The sequence below is a fragment of the Stenotrophomonas hibiscicola ATCC 19867 genome, from assembly GCF_000382065.1.
Taxonomy (GTDB): domain Bacteria; phylum Pseudomonadota; class Gammaproteobacteria; order Xanthomonadales; family Xanthomonadaceae; genus Stenotrophomonas; species Stenotrophomonas hibiscicola.
Map to the genome: position 1 here is coordinate 22265 of NZ_KB907507.1, position 19389 is coordinate 41653.

General features: G+C 67.1%; 19 protein-coding genes. 13 read left to right on the top strand and 6 right to left on the bottom strand.

The features are described from left to right. Positions 1-15 precede the first annotated feature (15 nt). The 6 genes from G370_RS0120165 (at position 16) to G370_RS0120190 (ending at position 6262) form a co-directional block, all read left to right on the top strand. Entirely contained in the window at positions 16-1455 is a 1440-nt protein-coding gene (locus G370_RS0120165; RefSeq protein WP_019662203.1) for a C40 family peptidase, read from the top strand. Continuing rightward, positions 1452-2546, top strand: a complete 1095-nt coding sequence (locus tag G370_RS0120170) for a dipeptide epimerase (protein WP_005415027.1) — start codon at positions 1452-1454, stop codon at positions 2544-2546. Before G370_RS0120165 ends, G370_RS0120170 begins: the two co-directional genes overlap by 4 nt. 358 nt (positions 2547-2904) lie before the next feature. Then, positions 2905-3753: a MurR/RpiR family transcriptional regulator gene (locus G370_RS0120175; RefSeq protein WP_019662204.1), complete on the top strand. Its 849-nt coding sequence runs from the start codon at positions 2905-2907 to the stop codon at positions 3751-3753. 15 nt (positions 3754-3768) lie between these two features. Further along, complete coding sequence (locus tag G370_RS0120180; protein ID WP_019662205.1) at positions 3769-4530, top strand: L,D-transpeptidase family protein; 762 nt, start codon at positions 3769-3771, stop codon at positions 4528-4530. Then, entirely contained in the window at positions 4527-5828 is a 1302-nt protein-coding gene (locus G370_RS0120185; RefSeq protein WP_005407814.1) for an APC family permease, read from the top strand. The genes G370_RS0120180 and G370_RS0120185 overlap by 4 nt, the downstream gene beginning before the upstream one ends. 110 nt (positions 5829-5938) lie before the next feature. After that, on the top strand, positions 5939-6262 hold the full coding sequence (locus tag G370_RS0120190) for a hypothetical protein (RefSeq protein ID WP_019662206.1): 324 nt from the start codon (positions 5939-5941) through the stop codon (positions 6260-6262). Positions 6263-6369: 107 nt separating this feature from the next. On the opposite strand, the gene yiaA is transcribed toward G370_RS0120190, so the two are convergent. Then, the gene (gene yiaA / locus G370_RS0120195; RefSeq protein WP_019662207.1) at positions 6370-6822 is read right to left on the bottom strand and encodes an inner membrane protein YiaA; all 453 of its coding nucleotides are present in this window, start codon (positions 6820-6822) and stop codon (positions 6370-6372) included. 168 nt (positions 6823-6990) lie between these two features. Here yiaA and G370_RS0120200 point away from each other — a divergent pair, with 168 nt between their 5' ends. After that, positions 6991-8160 (top strand): PQQ-dependent sugar dehydrogenase, encoded by a 1170-nt coding sequence (locus G370_RS0120200; RefSeq protein WP_019662208.1) that lies wholly within the window; start codon positions 6991-6993, stop codon positions 8158-8160. A gap of 115 nt (positions 8161-8275) precedes the next feature. Here G370_RS0120200 and G370_RS0120205 read toward each other — a convergent pair whose 3' ends face one another. The 4 genes from G370_RS0120205 to folB form a co-directional block, all read right to left on the bottom strand. Further along, positions 8276-8833, bottom strand: a complete 558-nt coding sequence (locus tag G370_RS0120205; protein WP_019662209.1) for a hypothetical protein — start codon at positions 8831-8833, stop codon at positions 8276-8278. Positions 8834-8963: 130 nt separating this feature from the next. Continuing rightward, positions 8964-11138: a glycoside hydrolase family 3 N-terminal domain-containing protein gene (locus G370_RS0120210; protein WP_019662210.1), complete on the bottom strand. Its 2175-nt coding sequence runs from the start codon at positions 11136-11138 to the stop codon at positions 8964-8966. 128 nt (positions 11139-11266) lie between these two features. Next, complete coding sequence (locus tag G370_RS0120215; protein WP_019662211.1) at positions 11267-12538, bottom strand: mechanosensitive ion channel family protein; 1272 nt, start codon at positions 12536-12538, stop codon at positions 11267-11269. A 91-nt stretch (positions 12539-12629) separates the two neighbouring features. Next, positions 12630-12983 carry a dihydroneopterin aldolase gene (gene folB, locus G370_RS0120220; protein ID WP_019662212.1) on the bottom strand — a complete coding sequence of 118 codons (354 nt, stop codon included), beginning with the start codon at positions 12981-12983 and terminating at the stop codon, positions 12630-12632. A 357-nt stretch (positions 12984-13340) separates the two neighbouring features. On the opposite strand from folB, the gene G370_RS0120225 reads away from it, so the two are divergent. Next, on the top strand, positions 13341-14006 hold the full coding sequence (locus G370_RS0120225; RefSeq protein ID WP_019662213.1) for a hypothetical protein: 666 nt from the start codon (positions 13341-13343) through the stop codon (positions 14004-14006). 33 nt (positions 14007-14039) lie between these two features. Here the strand turns inward: G370_RS0120225 and tsaD are convergent, their stop codons facing one another. Next, positions 14040-15065: a tRNA (adenosine(37)-N6)-threonylcarbamoyltransferase complex transferase subunit TsaD gene (gene tsaD, locus G370_RS0120230; RefSeq protein WP_019662214.1), complete on the bottom strand. Its 1026-nt coding sequence runs from the start codon at positions 15063-15065 to the stop codon at positions 14040-14042. A 166-nt stretch (positions 15066-15231) separates the two neighbouring features. Here tsaD and rpsU point away from each other — a divergent pair, with 166 nt between their 5' ends. The 5 genes from rpsU (at position 15232) to G370_RS0120255 (ending at position 19380) form a co-directional block, all read left to right on the top strand. After that, complete coding sequence (gene rpsU, locus G370_RS0120235; protein WP_002808376.1) at positions 15232-15447, top strand: 30S ribosomal protein S21; 216 nt, start codon at positions 15232-15234, stop codon at positions 15445-15447. A 133-nt stretch (positions 15448-15580) separates the two neighbouring features. Then, positions 15581-16024: a GatB/YqeY domain-containing protein gene (locus G370_RS0120240; protein ID WP_005415013.1), complete on the top strand. Its 444-nt coding sequence runs from the start codon at positions 15581-15583 to the stop codon at positions 16022-16024. A gap of 104 nt (positions 16025-16128) precedes the next feature. Next, a complete protein-coding gene (locus G370_RS0120245; protein WP_019662215.1) occupies positions 16129-17049 on the top strand; it encodes a YihY/virulence factor BrkB family protein in 921 nt (306 codons plus the stop codon). Between the two features lie 61 nt (positions 17050-17110). Further along, on the top strand, positions 17111-18850 hold the full coding sequence (dnaG, locus tag G370_RS0120250) for a DNA primase (protein WP_019662216.1): 1740 nt from the start codon (positions 17111-17113) through the stop codon (positions 18848-18850). A gap of 29 nt (positions 18851-18879) precedes the next feature. Further along, positions 18880-19380 carry a protein tyrosine phosphatase family protein gene (locus G370_RS0120255; protein WP_019662217.1) on the top strand — a complete coding sequence of 167 codons (501 nt, stop codon included), beginning with the start codon at positions 18880-18882 and terminating at the stop codon, positions 19378-19380. Positions 19381-19389: the final 9 nt, after the last annotated feature.

The following is a 19389-nucleotide window of genomic DNA, read 5'->3' on the forward strand; positions in this document are numbered from 1 at the left end:
GAGGGTGTGCACCGCATGAGCCTGGCTTTCCGCGAACGGCACCGGCATTGGCCGCGCCGCTTGACCCTGGCCCTGTGCCTGCTGGCCGCTCCGGCCTTTGCACAGGCGGCCCCACCGCCCGACCCGGGTGCGCCGCTGCCCTATGTGATCGGCCTGCACGAGGCCTATCTGACCCCGCAGTACTGGGCCGCGCGCCTGGACAACGCCGATGCGCCGATTCTGGATCGCGCGCAGATCGAAGCACAGAACGCGCGGATGCGGGCGCAGGACAGCCACATCCAGGACATCGCCGCACTGCCCGCCCAGCTTGATGCGGCGACGGTTCGCGCCAGCATCACCGCGCTGTCGAGCTGGCCCACCCGCGCCCTCTACAACGACAAGGGCCAGGCGATCGCACCCGCGCTGCGCAGCGCGATCGAAGCCACCCTCGGTCTCGATGCGATCCCTGCCAAGGTGGCACCGGCCTACGGGCTGGTGGTGAAGCGCGCGGCACTGCGTACCTTCCCCACCCGCGAGCGGGTCTTCAGCACTGCCGGTGACACCGACATCGACCGCTTCCAGGAATCGGCACTGTTCCCCGGCGACAAGGTCGCCGTGGTCCACCGCAGCGCCGACGGCCGTTGGCTGTTCGTGCACAGCGAGCGCTACAGCGCGTGGATCGAAGCCGACACCATCGCCGGCGGCGACAAGGCCACGGTGCTCGGTTATGGCACGAAGGGCCCTTACCGCATCGTCACCGGCGCGACCGCGCAAACCGCCTACACCCCGGAGGAACCGCGCGTATCGCGCCTGCAGCTGGACATGGGCGTGCGCCTGCCGGTGCTGGCCGACTGGCCCGCTTCAGAACCGGTGAACGGCCAGCAGGCGCACGCCTCGTGGGTGGTGCAGTTGCCGGTGCGCGAAGCCGATGGCCGCCTGAAGCTGGTACCAGCGCTGCTGCCGCGCTCGCAGGACACCGCCGCCGACTACCTGCCACTGACCCCGCGCCTGCTGCTGCAGCAGGCCTTCAAGTTCCTCGGCGAGCGCTACGGTTGGGGCCACGACTACGACACGCGCGACTGCAGCGGTTTCGTTTCCGAGATCTACCGCAGCTTCGGCGTGCTGCTGCCGCGCAATACCAGTGCACAGGCGGTCAGCCCGGCACTGGATCGCCTGCCGTTCACCGACAAGGTCGGCAAGGCACTGCGCGACCGTGCCGTCACCGACCTGAAGGTCGGCGATCTGGTCTACATCCCCGGCCACGTGATGATGGCCATCGGCCACGTCGACGGCCGCACCTGGGTGATCCACGATACGGCGGGCGGCAGCTGGTTCGGTGCCGACGGCACGCGCGTGCAGGCCCATCTCAATGGTGTTTCGGTCACGCCGCTGGAGCCGATGATGGCCAGCGACACCGTCCGCTACATCGACCGCATCACCAACATCCAGCGCCTGCGGGCCAAGACTCCCGAATGAAGATCACCGCCATCGAACTGGGCATGCTGCGCGTGCCGTTGAAGACACCGTTCAAGACCGCGCTGCGCACGGTGGAAACCGTGGAAGACGTGGTCGTACTGATCCGCACCGACAGCGGTAACACCGGTTACGGTGAAGCCCCGGCCACCGCCGTGATCACCGGCGATACGCACGGCTCGATCATCGAAGCGATCCGCCACTTCATCGCCCCGCGCCTGATCGGCCAGGACGTGGTCAACCTCAACCATCTGTGCACGCTGGTGCAGACCGCCATGGAGCGCAACACCAGCGCCAAGGCGGCGGTGGAGATCGCGCTGTACGACCTGTGGGCGCAGCTGCACGGTGCGCCGCTGTACCAGATGCTCGGTGGCGGTGACCCGGTGATCACCACCGACATCACCATCAGCGTGGACTACATCGACAAGATGGTGGCCGACTCGTTGTCGGCGATCGAACGCGGCTTCGAGTCGTTGAAGATCAAGGTCGGCAAGGACATCGGGCTGGACATCGAACGGGTCAAGGCGATCCATGCCGCCGTGGAAGGCCGCGCCCTGCTGCGCCTGGATGCCAACCAGGGCTGGACCGCCAAGCAGGCGGTGCATGCGATGCGCACGCTGGAGGAAGCCGGCGTGGTGCTGGAGCTGCTGGAGCAGCCGGTGAAGGCCGCGGACATCAGTGGCCTGAAGTACGTCACCGACCGCGTCAACACGCCGGTGATGGCCGACGAAAGCGTGTTCAGCCCCAGCCAGGTGATGGACCTGATCCAGCAGCGCGCGGCCGACATCATCAACATCAAGCTGATGAAGACCGGCGGCCTGTCCAACGCGATCCGCATCGCCGACATCGCCGGCATCTACGGCGTGCCGTGCATGATCGGCTGCATGATCGAGTCGAGCATCAGCGTGGCCGCAGCCGTGCACCTGGCCGTGGCCAAGAGTGATGTGATCACCAAGGTTGACCTCGACGGTCCCTCGCTGGGCCAGTTCGACCCGGTCAGCGGCGGCGTGCATTTCAACGAATCGGAGATCAGCATCAGCGACGTGCCGGGGTTGGGCATCACCGAAGTGCGTGGGCTGGAGATGCTGGGTTGATTTCTGCCTTGCGGCTGACGTTGCGTGCCACTGGCGCTGGGTCGCGCGTTACTTTTCTTTTCGCGAAAAGAAAAGTAACCAAGAGAAACGCTCCGCCGGCCGCTAGCCGGTGCTACGCACCGGTTCCCTGCGCTCCTCGGCCCGTCGAGGGACGGCGCGGGAACTCGCTACGCTCAGACACCCGCGCCTCTTCGCCCTCGCCGGACCTGCGGTGCCCGGCTCGCTTGAAGGCGGACTCAACGTCAAAAGCAACAACTGCGCTCCGTAACCTCTTCGAGGCTGGAACCCGCTCGACCCATTCCATGACACGCTCTACGCTGCCAGCCGCAACGCGCCCACACATGCCCGGACACCCCGCATGCCGCCCCTGCTGAAGATCCGCACCGAGCGCGGGCAGATGTCGGCCATCGAGCGCCGCATCGCCGACTTCATCCTCGACAACGCCCACCTGCTGCGCGACTACTCGTCACAGCAGCTGGCCAGTGCGCTCGGCATCAGCCAGTCCAGCGTGGTGAAGTTCAGCCAGAAGCTCGGCTTCAAGGGCTACCCGGACCTGAAGTACTCCATCGGCCAGGACGTCGCCCGCGCCGGTGCCGATCCGCAGCAGGCGCCCGACGAACCCGACAGCGGCGATGACTACCTGCGCCTGGGCGAGGCGCTGCGCCGCAGCAAGGCGCAGGCCGAGGAGGAAACACGCCAGGCCAATCCACGCGCGGAGATCGAGCGCATCGTGCAGCTGCTCGACGGTGCGCCCAAGCTGTTCGTGTACGGCCTGGGAGACGACGGCCTGTTCGCCCGCGAGTTTGCCATGCGGCTGTCGCTGCTCGGGCTGCTGGTGGTACCCCACACCGACCCGATCCTGATGCTGGCCAACCTCTCGGCCGCGCGCCCGGGCGATGCGCTGCTGGTGTTCTCCGAATTCGGCAACCTGCCGCAGCTATCGCAGCTGTCGCGCCAGTTCCAGGACATGGGTGGCAAGATGATTTCCATCACCCGCCATACCGCCAACCCGCTGCGCGCGCATGCTGACGCAGCGCTGGTGGTGTGCGCGCACGATCGCACGCCGCAGGTCGCGCAGCTGCTGTACCGTAGCGCCATGCACGCCCTGCTCGATTTCCTGTTCGTGCTGCTCTGCCACACCAATCCGGACCGCCAGCAGCAGCTTGCGGTGAACCTGGAGCGGATCGACCACCTGCTGGATTCCTGACCGGAGCACCTGTTGATGAAATCACTGGTCCGTCTCGCTACCGCTGCACTGCTGCTTGCTACGGCGGTGTCCGTTCACGCGGCGCCGCTGGATGGCGCGCGCCAGCTGATCGTGGTCACCAGCGAAGGCTGGGACAGCACCCAGGGGCAACTGCAGGCCTATGTGCGCGACGGCAAGGGCTGGCACGCGCATGGACAGGCGTTCCCGGTGGCGCTCGGCCGCACCGGCAGTGCCTGGGGCCTGGGCCTGCACCCGGCGCAGGCCGACGGCCCGCAGAAGCAGGAAGGCGATGGCCGCAGCCCGGCCGGCATATTCGCGCTCGGCAGTGCGTTCGGCTATGCCGTCACCCGCCGCGGCACCGCCATGCCCTACCAGCCGATGCTGGACAGCAGCTACTGCATGGACGTGCCCGGTTCGCCGTTCTACAACCGCATCGTTGATGAAAAGAAGGTCGGCAATGCAGCGGTCAAGGGCTCCACCGAGCCGATGCGGCTGGATCTGCACAACAAGGGCGACGTGCGCTACCGGGAGGGCTTCGTGATCACCCACAACCCGGACAACCAGCCCGGCAAGGGCAGCTGCATCTTCGCCCATCTGTGGCGCCAGCCCGGCGAGGCCACCGCCGGCTGCACGGCCATGCCGCAGGAACGCATGCAGGCACTGCTGGACTGGCTGCGGCCGCAGGACGCGCCGCGTTTCGTGCTGCTGCCGCGCGCCGAGTACAGGCGACTGCAGGCGCAATGGGAGCTGCCTTCATTGAATGGAGACGGCCATTGAGCGCACAGGACGAACCGCAGCTGCAACGCGCGGTCAGCCGCTGGCAGATCGTCGGCCTGTCGATCAATGATGTGATCGGCAGCGGCATCTACCTGCTGCCGGCCGCCACCGTCGCCCTGCTCGGCCCCTTCAGCCTGTGGGGCGTGGTCGCCGCCGGCATCGTCGTGGCCTTGCTGGTGCTGTGCTATGCGCAGGCCGCCAGCTACTTCGATGAACCCGGCGGCAGCTACCTGTATGCACGCGAGGCGTTCGGGCGCTTCGCCGGTTTCGAGATCGGCTGGATGATCTGGCTGACCCGCATCAGCTCGGCGGCCGCACTCAGCAACGCGCTGGCCGATGCCGTCGCGCGTTTCTGGCCGTGGGCCGGTGCCGGCATGGGGCGCATCGCGGTGATCGTGGTGTCACTGGGCTTCCTGACCGGCGTCAACATCATCGGCGTGCGCTCGGCCGCGCGTACCGGCGTGGTGCTGGTGATCGGCAAGATGCTGCCGCTGCTGCTGTTCGTGGCCATCGGTGCGTTCTACATCGACCCACAGCTGGCCTTCTCCGGCCAGCGTCCGGACCCGCATGACCTGCAGCGCATGGGCGAGGCCGCCTTGCTGCTGCTGTACGCCTATGCCGGCTTCGAGAACATCCCGGCCGCCGCCGGCGAGTACCGCAATCCGCGTCGCGATATTCCGTTCGCGCTGATCACCATGATCATCACCGTCACCGTCATCTACGGCGCGGTGCAGGTGGTGGCACAGGGCACGCTGGCCGGCCTGGCCAGCTCGGCCACGCCGCTGGCCGATGCTGCTGCCGGCTTCGGCGGCGAAGCACTGGCGCTGATCCTGACGGTCGGCGCCACCATCTCCATCCTCGGCACCAACAGCAACACGATGATGATGGGCCCACGCTTCCTGTTCGCACTGGCCCGCGATGGCTATGGGCCGAAGATCCTGGCGCAGGTGCATCCGCGCTTCCACACGCCGGCCGCGTCGATCCTGTGCCAAGGCCTGATCGCGCTGGGCCTGGCCCTGTCCGGTTCGTTCGTGCAGCTGGCCCTGCTGTCGATGACCACGCGCCTGTTCGCCTACATCGGCACTGCAGCAGCAGTCCTGGTACTGGCCAAGCGCTACGCCGACCGCCCGGGCGCGTTGAAGCTGCCGGGTGGCCCGCTGATTCCGGTACTGGCGCTGCTGCTGTGCCTGGCCCTGTTCGCCAGTGCCAGCTGGCAGAACATCGCTGCTGCGCTGGTGGCGTTCGCCATCGGCGCGGTGATCTACAAGCTGCCGCGCAAGGATGCCGACGCCGGATGACCGATAGCGCCGGGCCATGCCCGGCGGATTGATCTGGTGATCACGCTGCCGGACCGGGCCGTTAACCGCCACGCAGGCAGGATCAGGCTTCGTCCACAACGGAGCCTTCCATGACCGAGTACCAGATCCCCGGCCGCGTACCGGACGACAGCACGCCGCGCGATGCGGTCAGCAATTACTGGCGCGAGCGCTACACGGCCGAGCCGTACTACGACGACCAGCTGTTCTTCGAGGACTACGAGCCGGCCTACCGCATCGGCCACGCCGCGCGTGCGCAGGACATGATCCGCGCCTACGAACAGGTCGAAGCTGAACTGGAGTCGCGCTGGGCCAGCGAGCGTGGCCGCAGCCGGCTGGAATGGGCGCAGGCACGCAATGCCGTGCGCCGTGGCTGGGACGAAGCGCACCTGGCGGACCCGCTGTTGAAGCGATAGCGCCATGCTTCTGTAGAGCCGAGCCTACGCTCGGCTCTCGCACCACGTCTGTAACGTCGAGCCATGCTCGACTGAGCCGAGCATGGCTCGGCTCTACACCGGATCGATCACTCCTGTTCCGGCAGCGGCGGCACGATCGCGCTGTGCTTGCTCCCGCCACCACCGGCGGCGATCAGGTCGCGGGTGTTCTTCTGCACGGCCACCGCGCCGAACAGCGACAGTGCATACGCCATCCCGTAGAAGCCCTTCTCGCTCGGTGCCAGCGTGGCATTCCACAGGCCAACCAGCAGCAGCATCAGCGCCGACAGCAACGCGAACCAGCACAGCGCGTAGTACAGGCCACTCACCGGAATGCCTTCCACGCGATCGCGCACGCTCTTCTGCAGCGACACCGCCGCGAACAGGCCGAACAGCAGCAGGGTCAGGTAGTAGCCCTTCTCGTTGAGCGCCATCGTGGCGTTGAACAGGCCGATCAGGTAGGCCGCCGCACCCAGCAGCAGCGCCACCCATGAGGCGGCGATGAAGGCGGTGGAGGGCTTGTGGGGCATGGCAGTGTTCATTGCAGGTCCTTGGCAGGCAGACGGGCACGCTTTGCCCGGGCGTGCCCACCCTAGACGATCCCGCCGCGCTCGCACAGGGGTCGCAGGACCTTCGGGCCACGACGCTCACGGCGCCAGTGGTATACAAGGGACAGCCCGGCCATCCGCATCCCCGCACTGGAGATACCCATGACCCGCACGCCCCTGCTGCTCGCCCTCGGCCTTGTGCCGATCCTTGCCACCTCCGCCTGCAATGCCGCTGACCCCGCCGCCAACGGCGCCCAGACCGCAGCGCCCGCTGCCTCCACCACTGCCGACCAGCGCCCGTTCACCGCCACCGAAATCAGCCGGTTCGACCAGCCGTGGGCGATGACCTTCCTGCCGGACGGCGGCCTGCTGGTCACCGAAAAGCGCGGCAAGCTGCAGCACCTGGACCTGGCCAGCGGCCAGAAGCATGAGATCACCGGCGTTCCGAAGGTCGCTTACGGCGGCCAGGGTGGCTTCGGTGACGTGATCCTGCACCCGCAATTCGCGAGCAACCACGTGATCTACCTCAGCTATGCCGAGGAAGGCACGCTGGACACCCGCGGCGCTGCCGTGGCCCGTGCCACGCTGGCGCTGGACGCCAACGGTGCCGGCCAGCTGAAGGACCTGAAGGTGATCTGGCGACAGAGCCCGAAGGTGAGTGGTGAAGGTCACTACGGCCATCGCCTTGCTTTCGGCCCGGACGGCAAGCTGTGGATCAGCTCCAGCGAGCGCCAGAAGTTCGATCCGGCGCAGGACATGGGCGGCAACCTCGGCAAGATCATCCGCCTCAACGACGATGGCAGCCTGCCCGCCGACAACCCGTTCGCCTCACAGGGCGGCGTTGCCGCGCAGGTGTGGTCGCTGGGCCACCGCAACATTCTGGGCATGGCCTTCGACGCGAACGGCAAGCTGTGGGCACACGAGATGGGCCCGGCCGGCGGCGACGAACTGAACCTGATCGTGCGCGGCGCCAACTACGGCTACCCGATCGTTTCCAATGGTGACCATTACGACGGCCGGCCGATTCCCGACCACGACACGCGCCCGGAATTCGCCGCGCCGAAGGTGACCTGGACGCCGGTGATCTCGCCGGCCGGCTTCGTGATCTACAGCGGCAACCTGTTCCCGCAGTGGAAGGGCAGCGGCTTCATCGGTGGCCTGTCGTCGACCTCGCTGGTGCGTGTGGCCTTTGATGGCGACGGCGCGCGCGAAGCTGAGCGCTTCAGCATGGGCGAGCGCATCCGCGAAGTGGAACAGGGTCCGGATGGCGCCCTGTGGCTGCTGGAAGACGGCAGCAAGGCGCGCCTGCTGAAGCTCACCCCGAAGACCTGATGCCCCGGTAGTGCCGGCCGCTGGCCGGCACCTGGATCCTTCCGGCACCCGGCGGTTGCCGGCCAGCGGCCGGCACTACCCTGCCAAACGGCCCCGCACGCGGGGCCGTCTGCGTTTACTGGATGGTGATGACCTTCACCTCGGTCTTCGTGCAGGCCTGGTCCAGGCACTGGCCGCTCAACCACACCTGGCCGCTGCCGATCATCACGCCCTGCTGGTTGACGAACACCTTGCCGAAGTCCTGCTCGGACACTGCCTTGACCACCTCCGGCGTGATGATCTTCTCGTAGTTGCGCTGGAACTCTCCGGGGCCGGAGATCTTCTTTCCGCCGCTGATGTTCAAGGGGAATCGCACTTCTTCGACCACCGCAGCGCGATCACCGCCAACTACGGCGGTCTTGAACGCATTGAAGACCTTCTCGAACTGCGCGGCATCGCCAAGCAGCGACTCGATGCGCGCACGCGCATCCTCGGCGGGCGCCTCGGCTGCTGGTGCGGGCGGTGCTAAGTCGGCGGGTCCAGCAGCCGGCGCTGTCGGTTCAGCGGAACGCGTCGCTGCCGCGCTGGCCTCCATCGGCGGCGGCGCATCCGCCGCAGGCTCGGCCGGCGGTGCCGCCGGCTGCGAACAGGCGGCCAGCATCAGGGCGGGAATCAGGTAGGCCATCCGGCGCATGCGCGCACTCCATCGAAACAGGAAGCCCGATGGTAGCGCCGCCACAGTGACGGCAACAAAAAGGGGACGGAGGGGATTAAGTCGTTTGTGCCACTAACGACTTAATCCCCTCCGTCCCCTTTTTCTTCAATCAGGCCTTCAGCAGTTCGAACTGCACCGCTTCGCCAGCCGCCGAGGACGCGCACACCCACAGGTCGAACAGGCCCGGCTCGGCACGCAGCACGCCGTCGCGGCCGGTAAACGCCAGCTGCTCGCGGGTCAGGGTGAACACCACGTCGGTCGACTCGCCCGGCTGCAGTGCCACCTTGCGGAAGTCCTTCAGTTCGCGCACCGGACGCACGCGGCTGGCCACACGGTCGTGGATGTACAGCTGCACGACTTCCTCGCCAGCAACGCTGCCGGTGTTGGTCAGCGTGGTGGTGATGGTCAGGGTGTCGTCCCAGCCGAGCTGTGCAGTGCTCAGCTGCGGCACGCCGTAGGCGAAGGTGGTGTAGCCGATGCCATGGCCGAACGGGTACAGCGGTTCGTTCGGAATCTCGCGCCAGCGGGCCTTGAACTCCGACATCGTCGGCAGTTCCGGGCGACCGGTGCGCGGGTGGTTGTAGAAGTACGGCTGCTGGCCGGACACCTGCGGGAAGCTGACCGGCAGGCGGCCGGACGGGCTGTAGTCGCCGAACAGCACATCGGCCACGGCATGGCCGGTCTGCGTGCCCAGGTACCAGGTCACCGCCACAGCCTGTGCATTGCGCACCGCGCCCTGCAGCGCCAGCGCGCGGCCATTGCGCAGCAGCACCACCAGCGGCTTGCCGGTCATCGCCACGGCCTCGGCCAGCGCCTGCTGTGCCGGCGGCAGGGTAATCTCCACGCGCGACTGTGCTTCACCGCTGTAACGCTGCGGTTCGCCCAGCGCCAACACCACCACATCGGCTCGCAGCGCGGCAGCCACCGCCGCTTCGGTACCGCCTGGAATGGCCGCTTCCAGTTCGCAGCCCGGCACGATTTCCAGCAGCGCTTCGTCGCCGATGGCGGCACGCACGCCCGTCTCCAGGTCCACGTAACGCTGCTTGTCGCCGAACAGCGTCCAGCAGCCTTCGATGTTCTCGCGGTCCTGCACGAACGGGCCGATCAGCGCGATCTTCTGCCCGGTCTTCTGCAACGGCAGCACGTTGTCGCGGTTGTTCAGCAGCACGATCGAACGCCGCGCGGCGTCGCGCGACAGTTGGTCATGCGCGTCGAGGTACGAGGTATCGGCTTCGCGTGCCGGGTCAAGCGAACGGTACGGGTCGTCGAACAAGCCGATGGTTTCCTTCAGCCACAGGATGCGCCGCACGCCCTCATCCAGCACCGCCATCGGCACCTCGCCGCTCTCGACCAGGCCCGGCAGGTGCTCAGCATAGAAGCCGCTCTGCATGCTCAGGTCCAGGCCGGCGGTGAACGCCTTGGCGGTGGCATCGCGGTCGTCGGCGGCATAGCCGTGGGCGACCAGCTCCATGTCGGCGGTGTAGTCGGAGATCACCACGCCCGGGAACTTCCATTCGCCGCGCAGGATGTCGGTCAGCAGTTCAGCGTTGGCACTGGCCGGCACACCATTGATGTCATTGAACGAGGACATCACGGTGATCGCGCCGGCATCGAAGGCGGCCTTGAACGGTGGCAGGTGCACGTCGCGCAGGGTCTGCGGCGAGATGTCCACCATGTTGTATTCCATGCCGGCCATCACCGCGCCGTAGGCGGCGAAGTGCTTCGGCGTGGCCAGCAGCGAATCGGCGGCGCGCAGGTCGCTGCCCTGGAAGCCGCGCACGCGGGCGGCGGCGAACGCACAGCCCAGCACCACGTCCTCACCGGCCCCTTCGGCGCCACGGCCCCAGCGCTGGTCGCGGGCGATATCCACGGCCGGGGCGTAGGTCCAGTGCAGGCCAGCGGCCGTGGCCTCGATGGCGGTGGCGCGCGCGGTGCGCTCGGCCAGGTCCGGCTCGAAGCTGGCGGCCTCGCCCAGCGGAATCGGGAACACGGTGCGCATGCCGTGGATGACGTCGGCGGCCAGGATCACCGGGATGCCCAGGCGGCTCTCCTCGGTGGCGACCTGCTGGATGCGACGGCCCAGCTCGGCGCCCACGCCATTGAACAGCGAGCCGACCTTGCCCTCGCGCACCTGCTGCAGCACCTGGTCGGCATTGCGCACGTTGGCTTCCGGGTTCACGTCCGGGGCGAACGGGCGGACCATGTCCGCGAAGACACCCAGCTGGCCGACCTTTTCCTCGACGGTCATCTGGGCAATGAGGGATTCGATGCGTTCGGAGGCCACCGGCAGTCCTTGATGAAAACGTTTACAAGCCCGGCATTCTAGCGATCCCGAGCCATTTGGCGAGAGGTTTCTTCATTCAGTTTCAGCCACCAGCGGGGTCCGTATGGCTCCGTCGGGGCCACCGCAGCTTACTCCGAGCCGGCCAGCTGGCGCTGCCCGGCCATCAACATGGCGTCGCTGGACGCCTGGAACACGCGCAGCCCGAAGGCTGGCAGGATCGCCAGCAGGTGGTCGAAGATGTCCGACTGCACGGCCTCGTACTCGCCCCAGGCGGTGCTGCGGGTGAAGCAGTACAGCTCCAGCGGCAGGCCCTCGGTGGTCGGCTGCAGCTGCCGCACCAGCAGGGTCATGTCGGTATGGATGCCCGGATGGCTGCGCAGGTAGCGCTCCACATACGCGCGGAACGTGCCCAGGTTGGTCACCCGGCGGCTGTTGACCTCGGCCATGCCCTGCTCGCGCAGGCGCCCGTTCCACTGCCCCAGTTCCTGTTCCTTCTCCTGCAGGTAGTCGCGCAGCAGCGCGAACTGGCCGAGGAAGGCCAGGTCGCCCTGGTCCAGGAAACCGACGCTGTGCTGGTCCAGGTACAGCGCGCGCTTGATCCGGCGGCCACCGGCTTCCTGCATGCCGCGCCAGTTCTTGAACGACTCGGTCACCAGCTTCTTGGTCGGGATGGTGGTGATGGTCTTGTCGAAGTTCTGTACGGTGATGGTGTGCAGCGCGATGTCGATGACGTCGCCGTCGGCGTTCTGGCTGGGCATCTCGATCCAGTCGCCAATGCGCACGCGGCCATCGCCACTGATCTGCACGCTGGCCACCAGCGACAGGATGGTGTCCTGGAAGATCAGCATCAGCACCGCCGTGGCTGCGCCCAGGCCGGTGACCAGATAGCGCAGGTCGACGCCCGCCAGGGTGGCAACGATCGACAGGCCGGCGATCACGAAGAGGACGATCTTGGCGACCTGCAGGTAGCCCTTGATCGGCTTGTTGCGTGCCTCGGGGCGGCGCTCGTACAAATCGTTGGCCGCATCCAGCGCATGCGAGATGGCCAGCACCACGGTCAGGATCGCCCACGCCTGGCAGGCGCCGATGATGAAGCTGACCAGGCCCGGCGGCAGGTCCGGCACGATGCGGATGCCCGAGGCGATCACCTGGCTGGGCACCACGTTGGACAGGCGCGAGATCACCCGCATCAGGTGGCTGCCGCGGCCGGTGTCAGCGCCGGGGAGGCGGCTGAGCAGGCGCCGCAGGCCACGTAACAGGATGCGTTTGGTCACCCAGTTGGCCAGGCCAGCGGCGATCAGCAGCGCCGAGATCATCAACGCCAGGTAGGCGCCGGGATAGGGTTCCAGTGTGTTCTGCAGCCGTTCCAGCCACTGTACCGCCACCACCGCGTCCACCATCGGTTGTCTCCTGTCTGTTTCGTTGTTGCCAAGGTTGCCGGCCAGCGGCCGGCACTACCGGGGTCGTCGGCCAACGGCCGGCACGACCGGGTCAGTCCCGCATGCGTTCGATGATCACGCCCACCGCACGCGCGCCGCGCACTGCGCCCGGCTTGCTCAGCTTCAGGCGCAGCCACTTCACGTCGAATTCGTCCAGCACGATCTGCGCGCAGCGCTCGGCCAGCGTCTCGACCAGGCCGAACTCCGACTCGCGCACGAACTGTTCCAGGCGCTTGCTCACCGCCTTGTAGTTCAGGGTGTGGGCGATGTCATCGGTGGCTGCGGGGCGACGGTTGTCGAAACCCATTTCCAGGTCGAACACCAGGTCCTGGCGGATCCGTCGTTCCCAATCGTAGATACCGATCAGGGCGTCGATCGTCAGCCCTTCGATGAAAACCTTGTCCATTGCGCTTACCGGCACGAATACAGGCGGCCATGGTAACGGCACGGCGGTGAGCCTGCCCGGAACGGGCGGTGGGCCACCGGCGTGGGGCGGCCCGGAAAAAACAAAGGGCCCTGCTAGCGGGGCCCTTTGGTACTACCGTTTGTCCCCAGGGGGAGCTGGAATCCAGCCGCGAGTCCCGGTGGCGCAGGCACGCAGATTAGGCAAGGACCAGATCGCCGGTCAAGGCCAAATCCGACAGGACAGGTCAGGTATTCGTCCGAGGCAAAACGCAGAAAATCAGCCGCGCGGACAAGGACGTTCCCTGATGGTCGCCGCCGCCCACTCTCGCGAACATCGATCCCTCCTTCACCACCGCACATGACGATGGCTCCATACGATGTACTGCGGCGCGCGTTGTCAGCGGAGCGTCTGTCTACTTACGAGAGAATCGCATCGACCTGCGGCCCCGACGTCACAGCCGAATCCCTCTACCTCTGGAACATGCGGCTGTGCAGTGCACTGATGATGCCGGTCCATCTGTGCGAGGTGGTCACCCGCAACGCCGCGGCAATGGTTCTTGTTCGGCAGCACGGTCCACGTTGGCCCTGGAATGATGCCTTCAGACGCAGGCTGCCAACTTCGTCCAGTACTTCTCCACGCACGGCACTGGAACAACTTGCCAGTCGCGCAAGCGATACACCTGAAATCGTCGCCAACCTGCCTATGGTGTTCTGGCAGCAGCTATTCACATGTCGCTTCGATTCCACGCTGTGGATACCGGCACTCAGCGGAGTCCTGCGCCATGCGCCTTGCGCCCACCCCAGTGTCATCCGGAAAGTCATCCACGCGGATATTGGCCGCATCCGCCACCTGCGCAACCGCATCGCCCATCACGAGCCCATCCTCGAGCGCGACATCGGCGCCGACCTGGCCGCGATCGGGCGGCTGATCCATGCCCGCTGCCCACACACCCTGGGCTGGCTGCAGCGCCATGAGCGGGCGACAACCGTGCTGGCGGCGTCGCCGTTGGCAGTGCATCGGTAATGCGTCCGCCGGGCATGGCCCGACGCTATCGGTTCACACCGCCGGCAGGGTCGCCATGTCCCAGCGCGGGGTCACATCCACCTTCGGCGGGCTGTGCTGGCCAGCCTGCAGCCGCAGCGCGCCAGCGAAGGCGATCATCGCGCCGTTGTCGGTGCACAGTGCAGGCCGCGGGAAGCAGGCGCGGCCGCCGAGGCGCTCGGCCATCTGCTGCAGGCGGGCGCGCAGGCGCTTGTTGGCACCTACACCGCCGGCAACCACGATCACGTTCGTCCCGGCCGCTTCCAGCGCGCGCTCGCACTTGATCGACAGGGTCTCGACCACCGCGTCCTCAAAGCCCCGGGCAATATCGGCGCGGGTCTGGTCGCTCTGGTCGCTGTCGCGCCAGGCCATCAGGACCTGGGTCTTCAGGCCGGAGAAGCTGAAATCCAGCCCCGGGCGGTCGGTCATCGGCCGCGCGAAGCGGTACGCGCCCGGCGTGCCCTGCTCGGCCAGCCTGGCCAGCTGCGGGCCGCCCGGGTACGGCAGGCCCATCAGCTTGGCGGTCTTGTCGAAGGCCTCGCCAGCCGCATCGTCCAGGGTTTCGCCCAGCAGCCGGTACTGGCCGATCGCATCCACCGCCACCAGCTGGGTATGGCCACCGGACACCAGCAGCGCAACGAACGGGGCCTGCGGCGGGTCGTCTTCCATCAGCGGTGCCAGCAGGTGCCCCTCCATATGGTGTACGCCGACGGCCGGGACCTCCAGCGCCCAAGCCAGTGATCGGGCCACGCCCGCACCCACCAGCAGCGCGCCGACCAGGCCGGGACCGGCCGTATAGGCGACGCCATCGATATCGCCTACACCCAGACCGGCGTCGGCCAAGGTCTGGCGCACCAGCGGCAGCAGCTTGCGGACGTGGTCGCGGCTGGCCAGCTCGGGCACCACGCCACCGTATTCGGCGTGCAGGGCGATCTGGCTGTAGACCGCATGGGCGCGCAGGGCTGCGCTGCCGGCCAGGTCGGTGTCATACACCGCCACGCCGGTCTCATCACAGGAAGATTCGATGCCAAGGACTCGCATGCCTGCTATTATGACGCCCCTGCCGTCCCCTCGGGGAGCGTGCAGATCTCACTGCTTTCGAACCGCCGGCCCGTATTCAGGGTTGGCCGCTTGCAGTTTGTCGATTCGCCGCTATAATGTGCGGCTCGCCGGGCGTGACCCGGTTCTACTGTGTCCCGGAGATTCCATGCCCAGCGTCAAAGTCCGCGAGAACGAGCCCTTCGAGTTTGCTCTTCGCCGCTTCAAGCGCACTTGCGAAAAGGCCGGTGTGCTGGCCGAAACCCGCAAGCGCGAGTTCTACGAAAAGCCGACCCAGGAGCGCAAGCGCAAGGCCGCCGCTGCTGTGAAGCGTCAGCTGCGCCGCTCGTCGCGCGACGTCACCAAGCGTCAGCGCCTGTACTGATCGGACGCATCTTCATTGCGGCGGGCCTGCCCGTTGCGATGGAGCCGAAGCCGGCACGCGCGAGCGTCGCCGGCTTTTTGCGTTTCCGGGTTCGGGCATCCGCCCCGCCCCACCTACCACCACGAGGTTCCTCATGAGCATGAAGCAGCAGCTCACCGAAGACATGAAGGCCGCCATGAAGGCGGGCGAGAAGCACAAGCTGGGCGTGATCCGCCTGATCAATGCCGCCATCAAGCAGCGCGAAGTGGACGAGCGCATCGAGCTGGACGACACCGCCGTGATCGCCGTGCTCGACAAGATGGTCAAGCAGCGCAAGGACTCGGTCAGCCAGTACGAAGCCGCCAACCGCGAAGACCTCGCCGAGATCGAGCGCGCCGAGATCGTGGTCATCGAAGCCTACCTGCCGGCCAAGATGGGCGAAGCCGAGATCGTGGCCGCCATCCAGGCCGCCATCGCCGAGACCGGCGCCTCCGGCCCGGCCGACATGGGCAAGCTGATGGGCGCCCTGAAGCCCAAGCTCGCTGGCCAGGCCGACATGGGCCTGGTGTCCAAGCTGGTCAAGCAGCAGCTGGCGTAATCCGGCAACGGGGTCGGATCCCTTTCGCAACGCGAAAGGGCTCTGACCCCATTGATGTACCCGTTTCACCGCACCTTCGTCGGTCGCCTGCTACAACCGCACACATGGTTGAACCCGAGCTCAACGTTCCCGTGTCCCTGCACAAGTATCTCAAGCGCCTGCAGGACAGCTTTCCGATGGCGGTGGCCAAGCGCTTCATCGACGTCGACGTGCTGACCCAGGCCGCCTCCGTCTCGTTCTACGCCCTGCTGTCGATGGCACCGCTGCTGGTGCTGCTGCTGTGGTTGACCGCTTCGCTGTACCCGCCGGCACAGCAGGCGCTGGTCGACCAGATCAGCTCGGTGGCCGGCAGCAGTGCTGCGATCGTGGCCGAGACCGTCCTGAAGAACGCCGACAACCAGCCCGACGTCGGCTCGTTGGCAGGGCTGTGGAGCACGCTGCTGCTGTTCGTGGGCGCCACCGCCGTGTTCGCGCAGCTGCAGAACGCACTGAACCTCATCTTCCGCACCAGCGGCGAGCGCCTGGAGGGCCTCAAGGCCTGGCTGCGCAAGCGCGTGTTCTCGTTCGGCGTGGTGCTGGCCCTGGGCTTCCTGCTGATCCTGTCGATGACTGCCACCACGGTACTGCAGGTGGCCTTCGCGCAACTGCCCTCGATCCTCCCCGCGCTGGGTTACGTCACCAGCCTGCTGCTGTACGCGGTGGGGTTCGCTTTCATGTACCACTACCTGCCCGACCGCCGCGTGGCTTGGCGCCAGGCCTTCATCGGCGGTGCCATCACCTCGGCGTTGTTCGCACTGGGCCGCTACGGCATCGGCGTCTACATCGCCACCGTGGCCCCCGGCAGTGCCTACGGCTCGATGGGTGCGCTGGTGATCTCGCTGGTCTGGATCTACTACGCCACCGTCGTGTTCTTCGTTGGCGCCCTGATGACGGCGGTGATCGATGAGCGCCTGCGCGCGCGCCATCACCTGGCCGCAGCCGGCATCGATCCGGCAACCGCCAGCCAGGTGCCCGACAGGGGGTAAACTAGGCCGACCGCCCCCGGTTCCGTCGCGTGGTCCTGCACCGCGCCCTGCCCTGTTGCCCATGGCCCGTATCCCCGACGCTTTCATCGACGACCTGCTCGCCCGCACCGACATCGTCGAGGTGGTGGGCAGCCGCGTGCCGTTGAAGCGCCAGGGCAAGGAGTACGCCGCGCGCTGCCCGTTCCATGACGAGCGCTCGGCCTCGTTCACGGTCTCGCCCACCAAGCAGTTCTATCACTGCTTCGGCTGCGGCGCGCACGGCACCGCGATCAGCTTCCTGATGAACTACGACCGCCTCGAGTTCCTCGACGCGGTGGATGAGCTGGCCAAGCGTGCCGGCATGGAAGTACCGCGCAACGAAAACCCGCGCAGCCCCCAGCAGCAGGACGACAGCCGCGAGCTGTACTCGGCGCTGGACGCCGCCACCAAGTTCTTCCAGAAGAATCTGGAAGGCAGCGAGAAGGCACGCGCGTATCTGGAAAGCCGTGGCGTGGACGAAGCGAACCGCGCGCGCTTCCAGATCGGCTACGCACCGGATGGCTACAGCGGCCTGCGCGATGCGCTGGGCAAGGACGAGCGCCGCATGAAGCTGCTCGACCGCGCAGGCCTGTTCTCCAAGAATGATCGCGGCCACGTCTACGACAAGTTCCGCGACCGGGTGATGTTCCCGATCTTCGACCGTCGTGGCCGGGTGATCGCCTTCGGCGGGCGCGTGTTCGAGAAGGACGACGGCCCCAAGTACCTCAACTCGCCCGAAACCGCGCTCTTCCACAAGGGCCGCGAACTGTACGGCCTGTGGCAGGTGCGCCAGGCCAACCAGAAGATCGAGCGGTTGATCGTGGTCGAGGGCTACATGGACGTGGTCTCGCTGTTCCAGTTCGGGGTCACCCAGGCGGTGGCCACGCTGGGTACGGCGACCACGCCGGACCACGCCGAGCTGCTGTTCCGCAACGCACCGGACGTGTTCTTCTGCTTCGACGGCGATGCCGCCGGCCGCCGCGCCGGCTGGAAGGCGCTGGAGTCGGTGCTGCCGCGCATGAAGGATGGCCGCCAGGCCTTCTTCCTGTTCCTGCCCGATGGCGAAGACCCCGACACCATCGTGCGCAAGGAAGGCGCCGGGGCCTTCAACGAGCGCCTGAAGCAGGCCACGCCGCTGTCGCAGTTCTTCTTCGATGAACTGACCCGCGAGATCAACCTGGGCACGCTGGACGGCAAGGCGCGCCTGGCCGAACGCGCAAAGCCGATGCTGGCGCAGATTCCCGACGGTGCCTTCGGCGACCTGATGAAGCAGCAGCTGGCGCAGCTGACCGGGCTCGGCGGCAACGCCCCGTCTGTGCGCGCACCGATGCCGCAACGCCAGCCACAGCGGGCGATCCAGCCGGTGGCCAGGCGCAGCCTGGTGCGAGGCGCGATCGCTGTGCTGCTGCAGCAGCCCTCACTGGCGCTGACCCTGGGCGGCCAGCACCACTTCCAGGGCCTTCGCCTGCCCGGTGTGGAACTGCTGCTGGAACTGCTGGGGCTGGTCGAACAGCGCCCGGACATCAGCACCGGCGCCCTGCTGGAACACTTCGACGGCCGCGAGGAACAGGCGTCGCTGCATACGCTGGCCGCTCAGACGCTGCCCGGCACCGAGGCCAGCTGGACCCAGGAACTGCACGATGCTGTGGCCCAGTTGGAGAAACAGCTGCTGGTGCAACGCCTGGAGGAGTTGTTGGCAAAGCAGCGCCAGCAGGGCCTGGACGATACTGACAAATACGAACTGCGCGAGCTGTTGAAGGCCCGCGCCGGGCTGCGCCTGTAGAGGGGCAGGACGCTTTCACGGAGAGGACCATGCTGCTGCGCCTGACCTGCCTGCTGTTGCTGTCGCTCTGCCTGCCACTGGCGGCCCTGGCCGCAGATGGCCCGCTCAATGAAGTCCGCCCCGGCCTGTATGCCGCCGGCCAGCCCAGTGCCGCACAACTGCGCGAACTGGCTGCACAGGGTGTGCGCACGGTGATCGACCTGCGTCAGCCCGACGAAGACCGCGGTTTCGATGAAACCCACGTGGCCGAATCGCTGGGCCTGCGCTATGTGCGCATTCCGGTGGCCGGCGCAGAGGGGCTGGATGCGGCCAATGTGCGCGCCGTGCATCAGGCCCTGCGGCAAAGCCAGGGACCGGTGCTGCTGCACTGCGCCTCCGGCAACCGTGCCGGTGCCGTGCTCGGCCTGGTCAATGCACGTTACGAACACGCCAGCCCGGAACAGGCCCTGCAGCTCGGCCAGCGTGCCGGCCTGAAGTCGCTGGAAGCCGCCACCCGCCAGCGCCTGGCCACGCCATCCATTTCGCCCTGACTCCACCGC

Excerpts from the sequence above, each read along its gene's own strand:
- G370_RS0120255 (WP_019662217.1), top strand. The coding sequence starts at position 18,880 with ATGCTGCTGCGCCTGACCTGCCTGCTGTTGCTGTCGCTCTGCCTGCCA.
- rpsU (WP_002808376.1), top strand. The coding sequence starts at position 15,232 with ATGCCCAGCGTCAAAGTCCGCGAGAACGAGCCCTTCGAGTTTGCTCTT.
- yiaA (WP_019662207.1), bottom strand. The coding sequence starts at position 6,822 with ATGAACACTGCCATGCCCCACAAGCCCTCCACCGCCTTCATCGCCGCC.
- G370_RS0120190 (WP_019662206.1), top strand. The coding sequence starts at position 5,939 with ATGACCGAGTACCAGATCCCCGGCCGCGTACCGGACGACAGCACGCCG.
- tsaD (WP_019662214.1), bottom strand. The coding sequence starts at position 15,065 with ATGCGAGTCCTTGGCATCGAATCTTCCTGTGATGAGACCGGCGTGGCG.
- G370_RS0120165 (WP_019662203.1), top strand. The coding sequence starts at position 16 with ATGAGCCTGGCTTTCCGCGAACGGCACCGGCATTGGCCGCGCCGCTTG.
- G370_RS0120225 (WP_019662213.1), top strand. The coding sequence starts at position 13,341 with ATGACGATGGCTCCATACGATGTACTGCGGCGCGCGTTGTCAGCGGAG.
- G370_RS0120180 (WP_019662205.1), top strand. The coding sequence starts at position 3,769 with ATGAAATCACTGGTCCGTCTCGCTACCGCTGCACTGCTGCTTGCTACG.
- G370_RS0120200 (WP_019662208.1), top strand. The coding sequence starts at position 6,991 with ATGACCCGCACGCCCCTGCTGCTCGCCCTCGGCCTTGTGCCGATCCTT.
- G370_RS0120205 (WP_019662209.1), bottom strand. The coding sequence starts at position 8,833 with ATGCGCCGGATGGCCTACCTGATTCCCGCCCTGATGCTGGCCGCCTGT.
- G370_RS0120175 (WP_019662204.1), top strand. The coding sequence starts at position 2,905 with ATGCCGCCCCTGCTGAAGATCCGCACCGAGCGCGGGCAGATGTCGGCC.
- G370_RS0120170 (WP_005415027.1), top strand. The coding sequence starts at position 1,452 with ATGAAGATCACCGCCATCGAACTGGGCATGCTGCGCGTGCCGTTGAAG.
- G370_RS0120240 (WP_005415013.1), top strand. The coding sequence starts at position 15,581 with ATGAGCATGAAGCAGCAGCTCACCGAAGACATGAAGGCCGCCATGAAG.
- G370_RS0120245 (WP_019662215.1), top strand. The coding sequence starts at position 16,129 with ATGGTTGAACCCGAGCTCAACGTTCCCGTGTCCCTGCACAAGTATCTC.
- G370_RS0120215 (WP_019662211.1), bottom strand. The coding sequence starts at position 12,538 with ATGGTGGACGCGGTGGTGGCGGTACAGTGGCTGGAACGGCTGCAGAAC.
- dnaG (WP_019662216.1), top strand. The coding sequence starts at position 17,111 with ATGGCCCGTATCCCCGACGCTTTCATCGACGACCTGCTCGCCCGCACC.
- folB (WP_019662212.1), bottom strand. The coding sequence starts at position 12,983 with ATGGACAAGGTTTTCATCGAAGGGCTGACGATCGACGCCCTGATCGGT.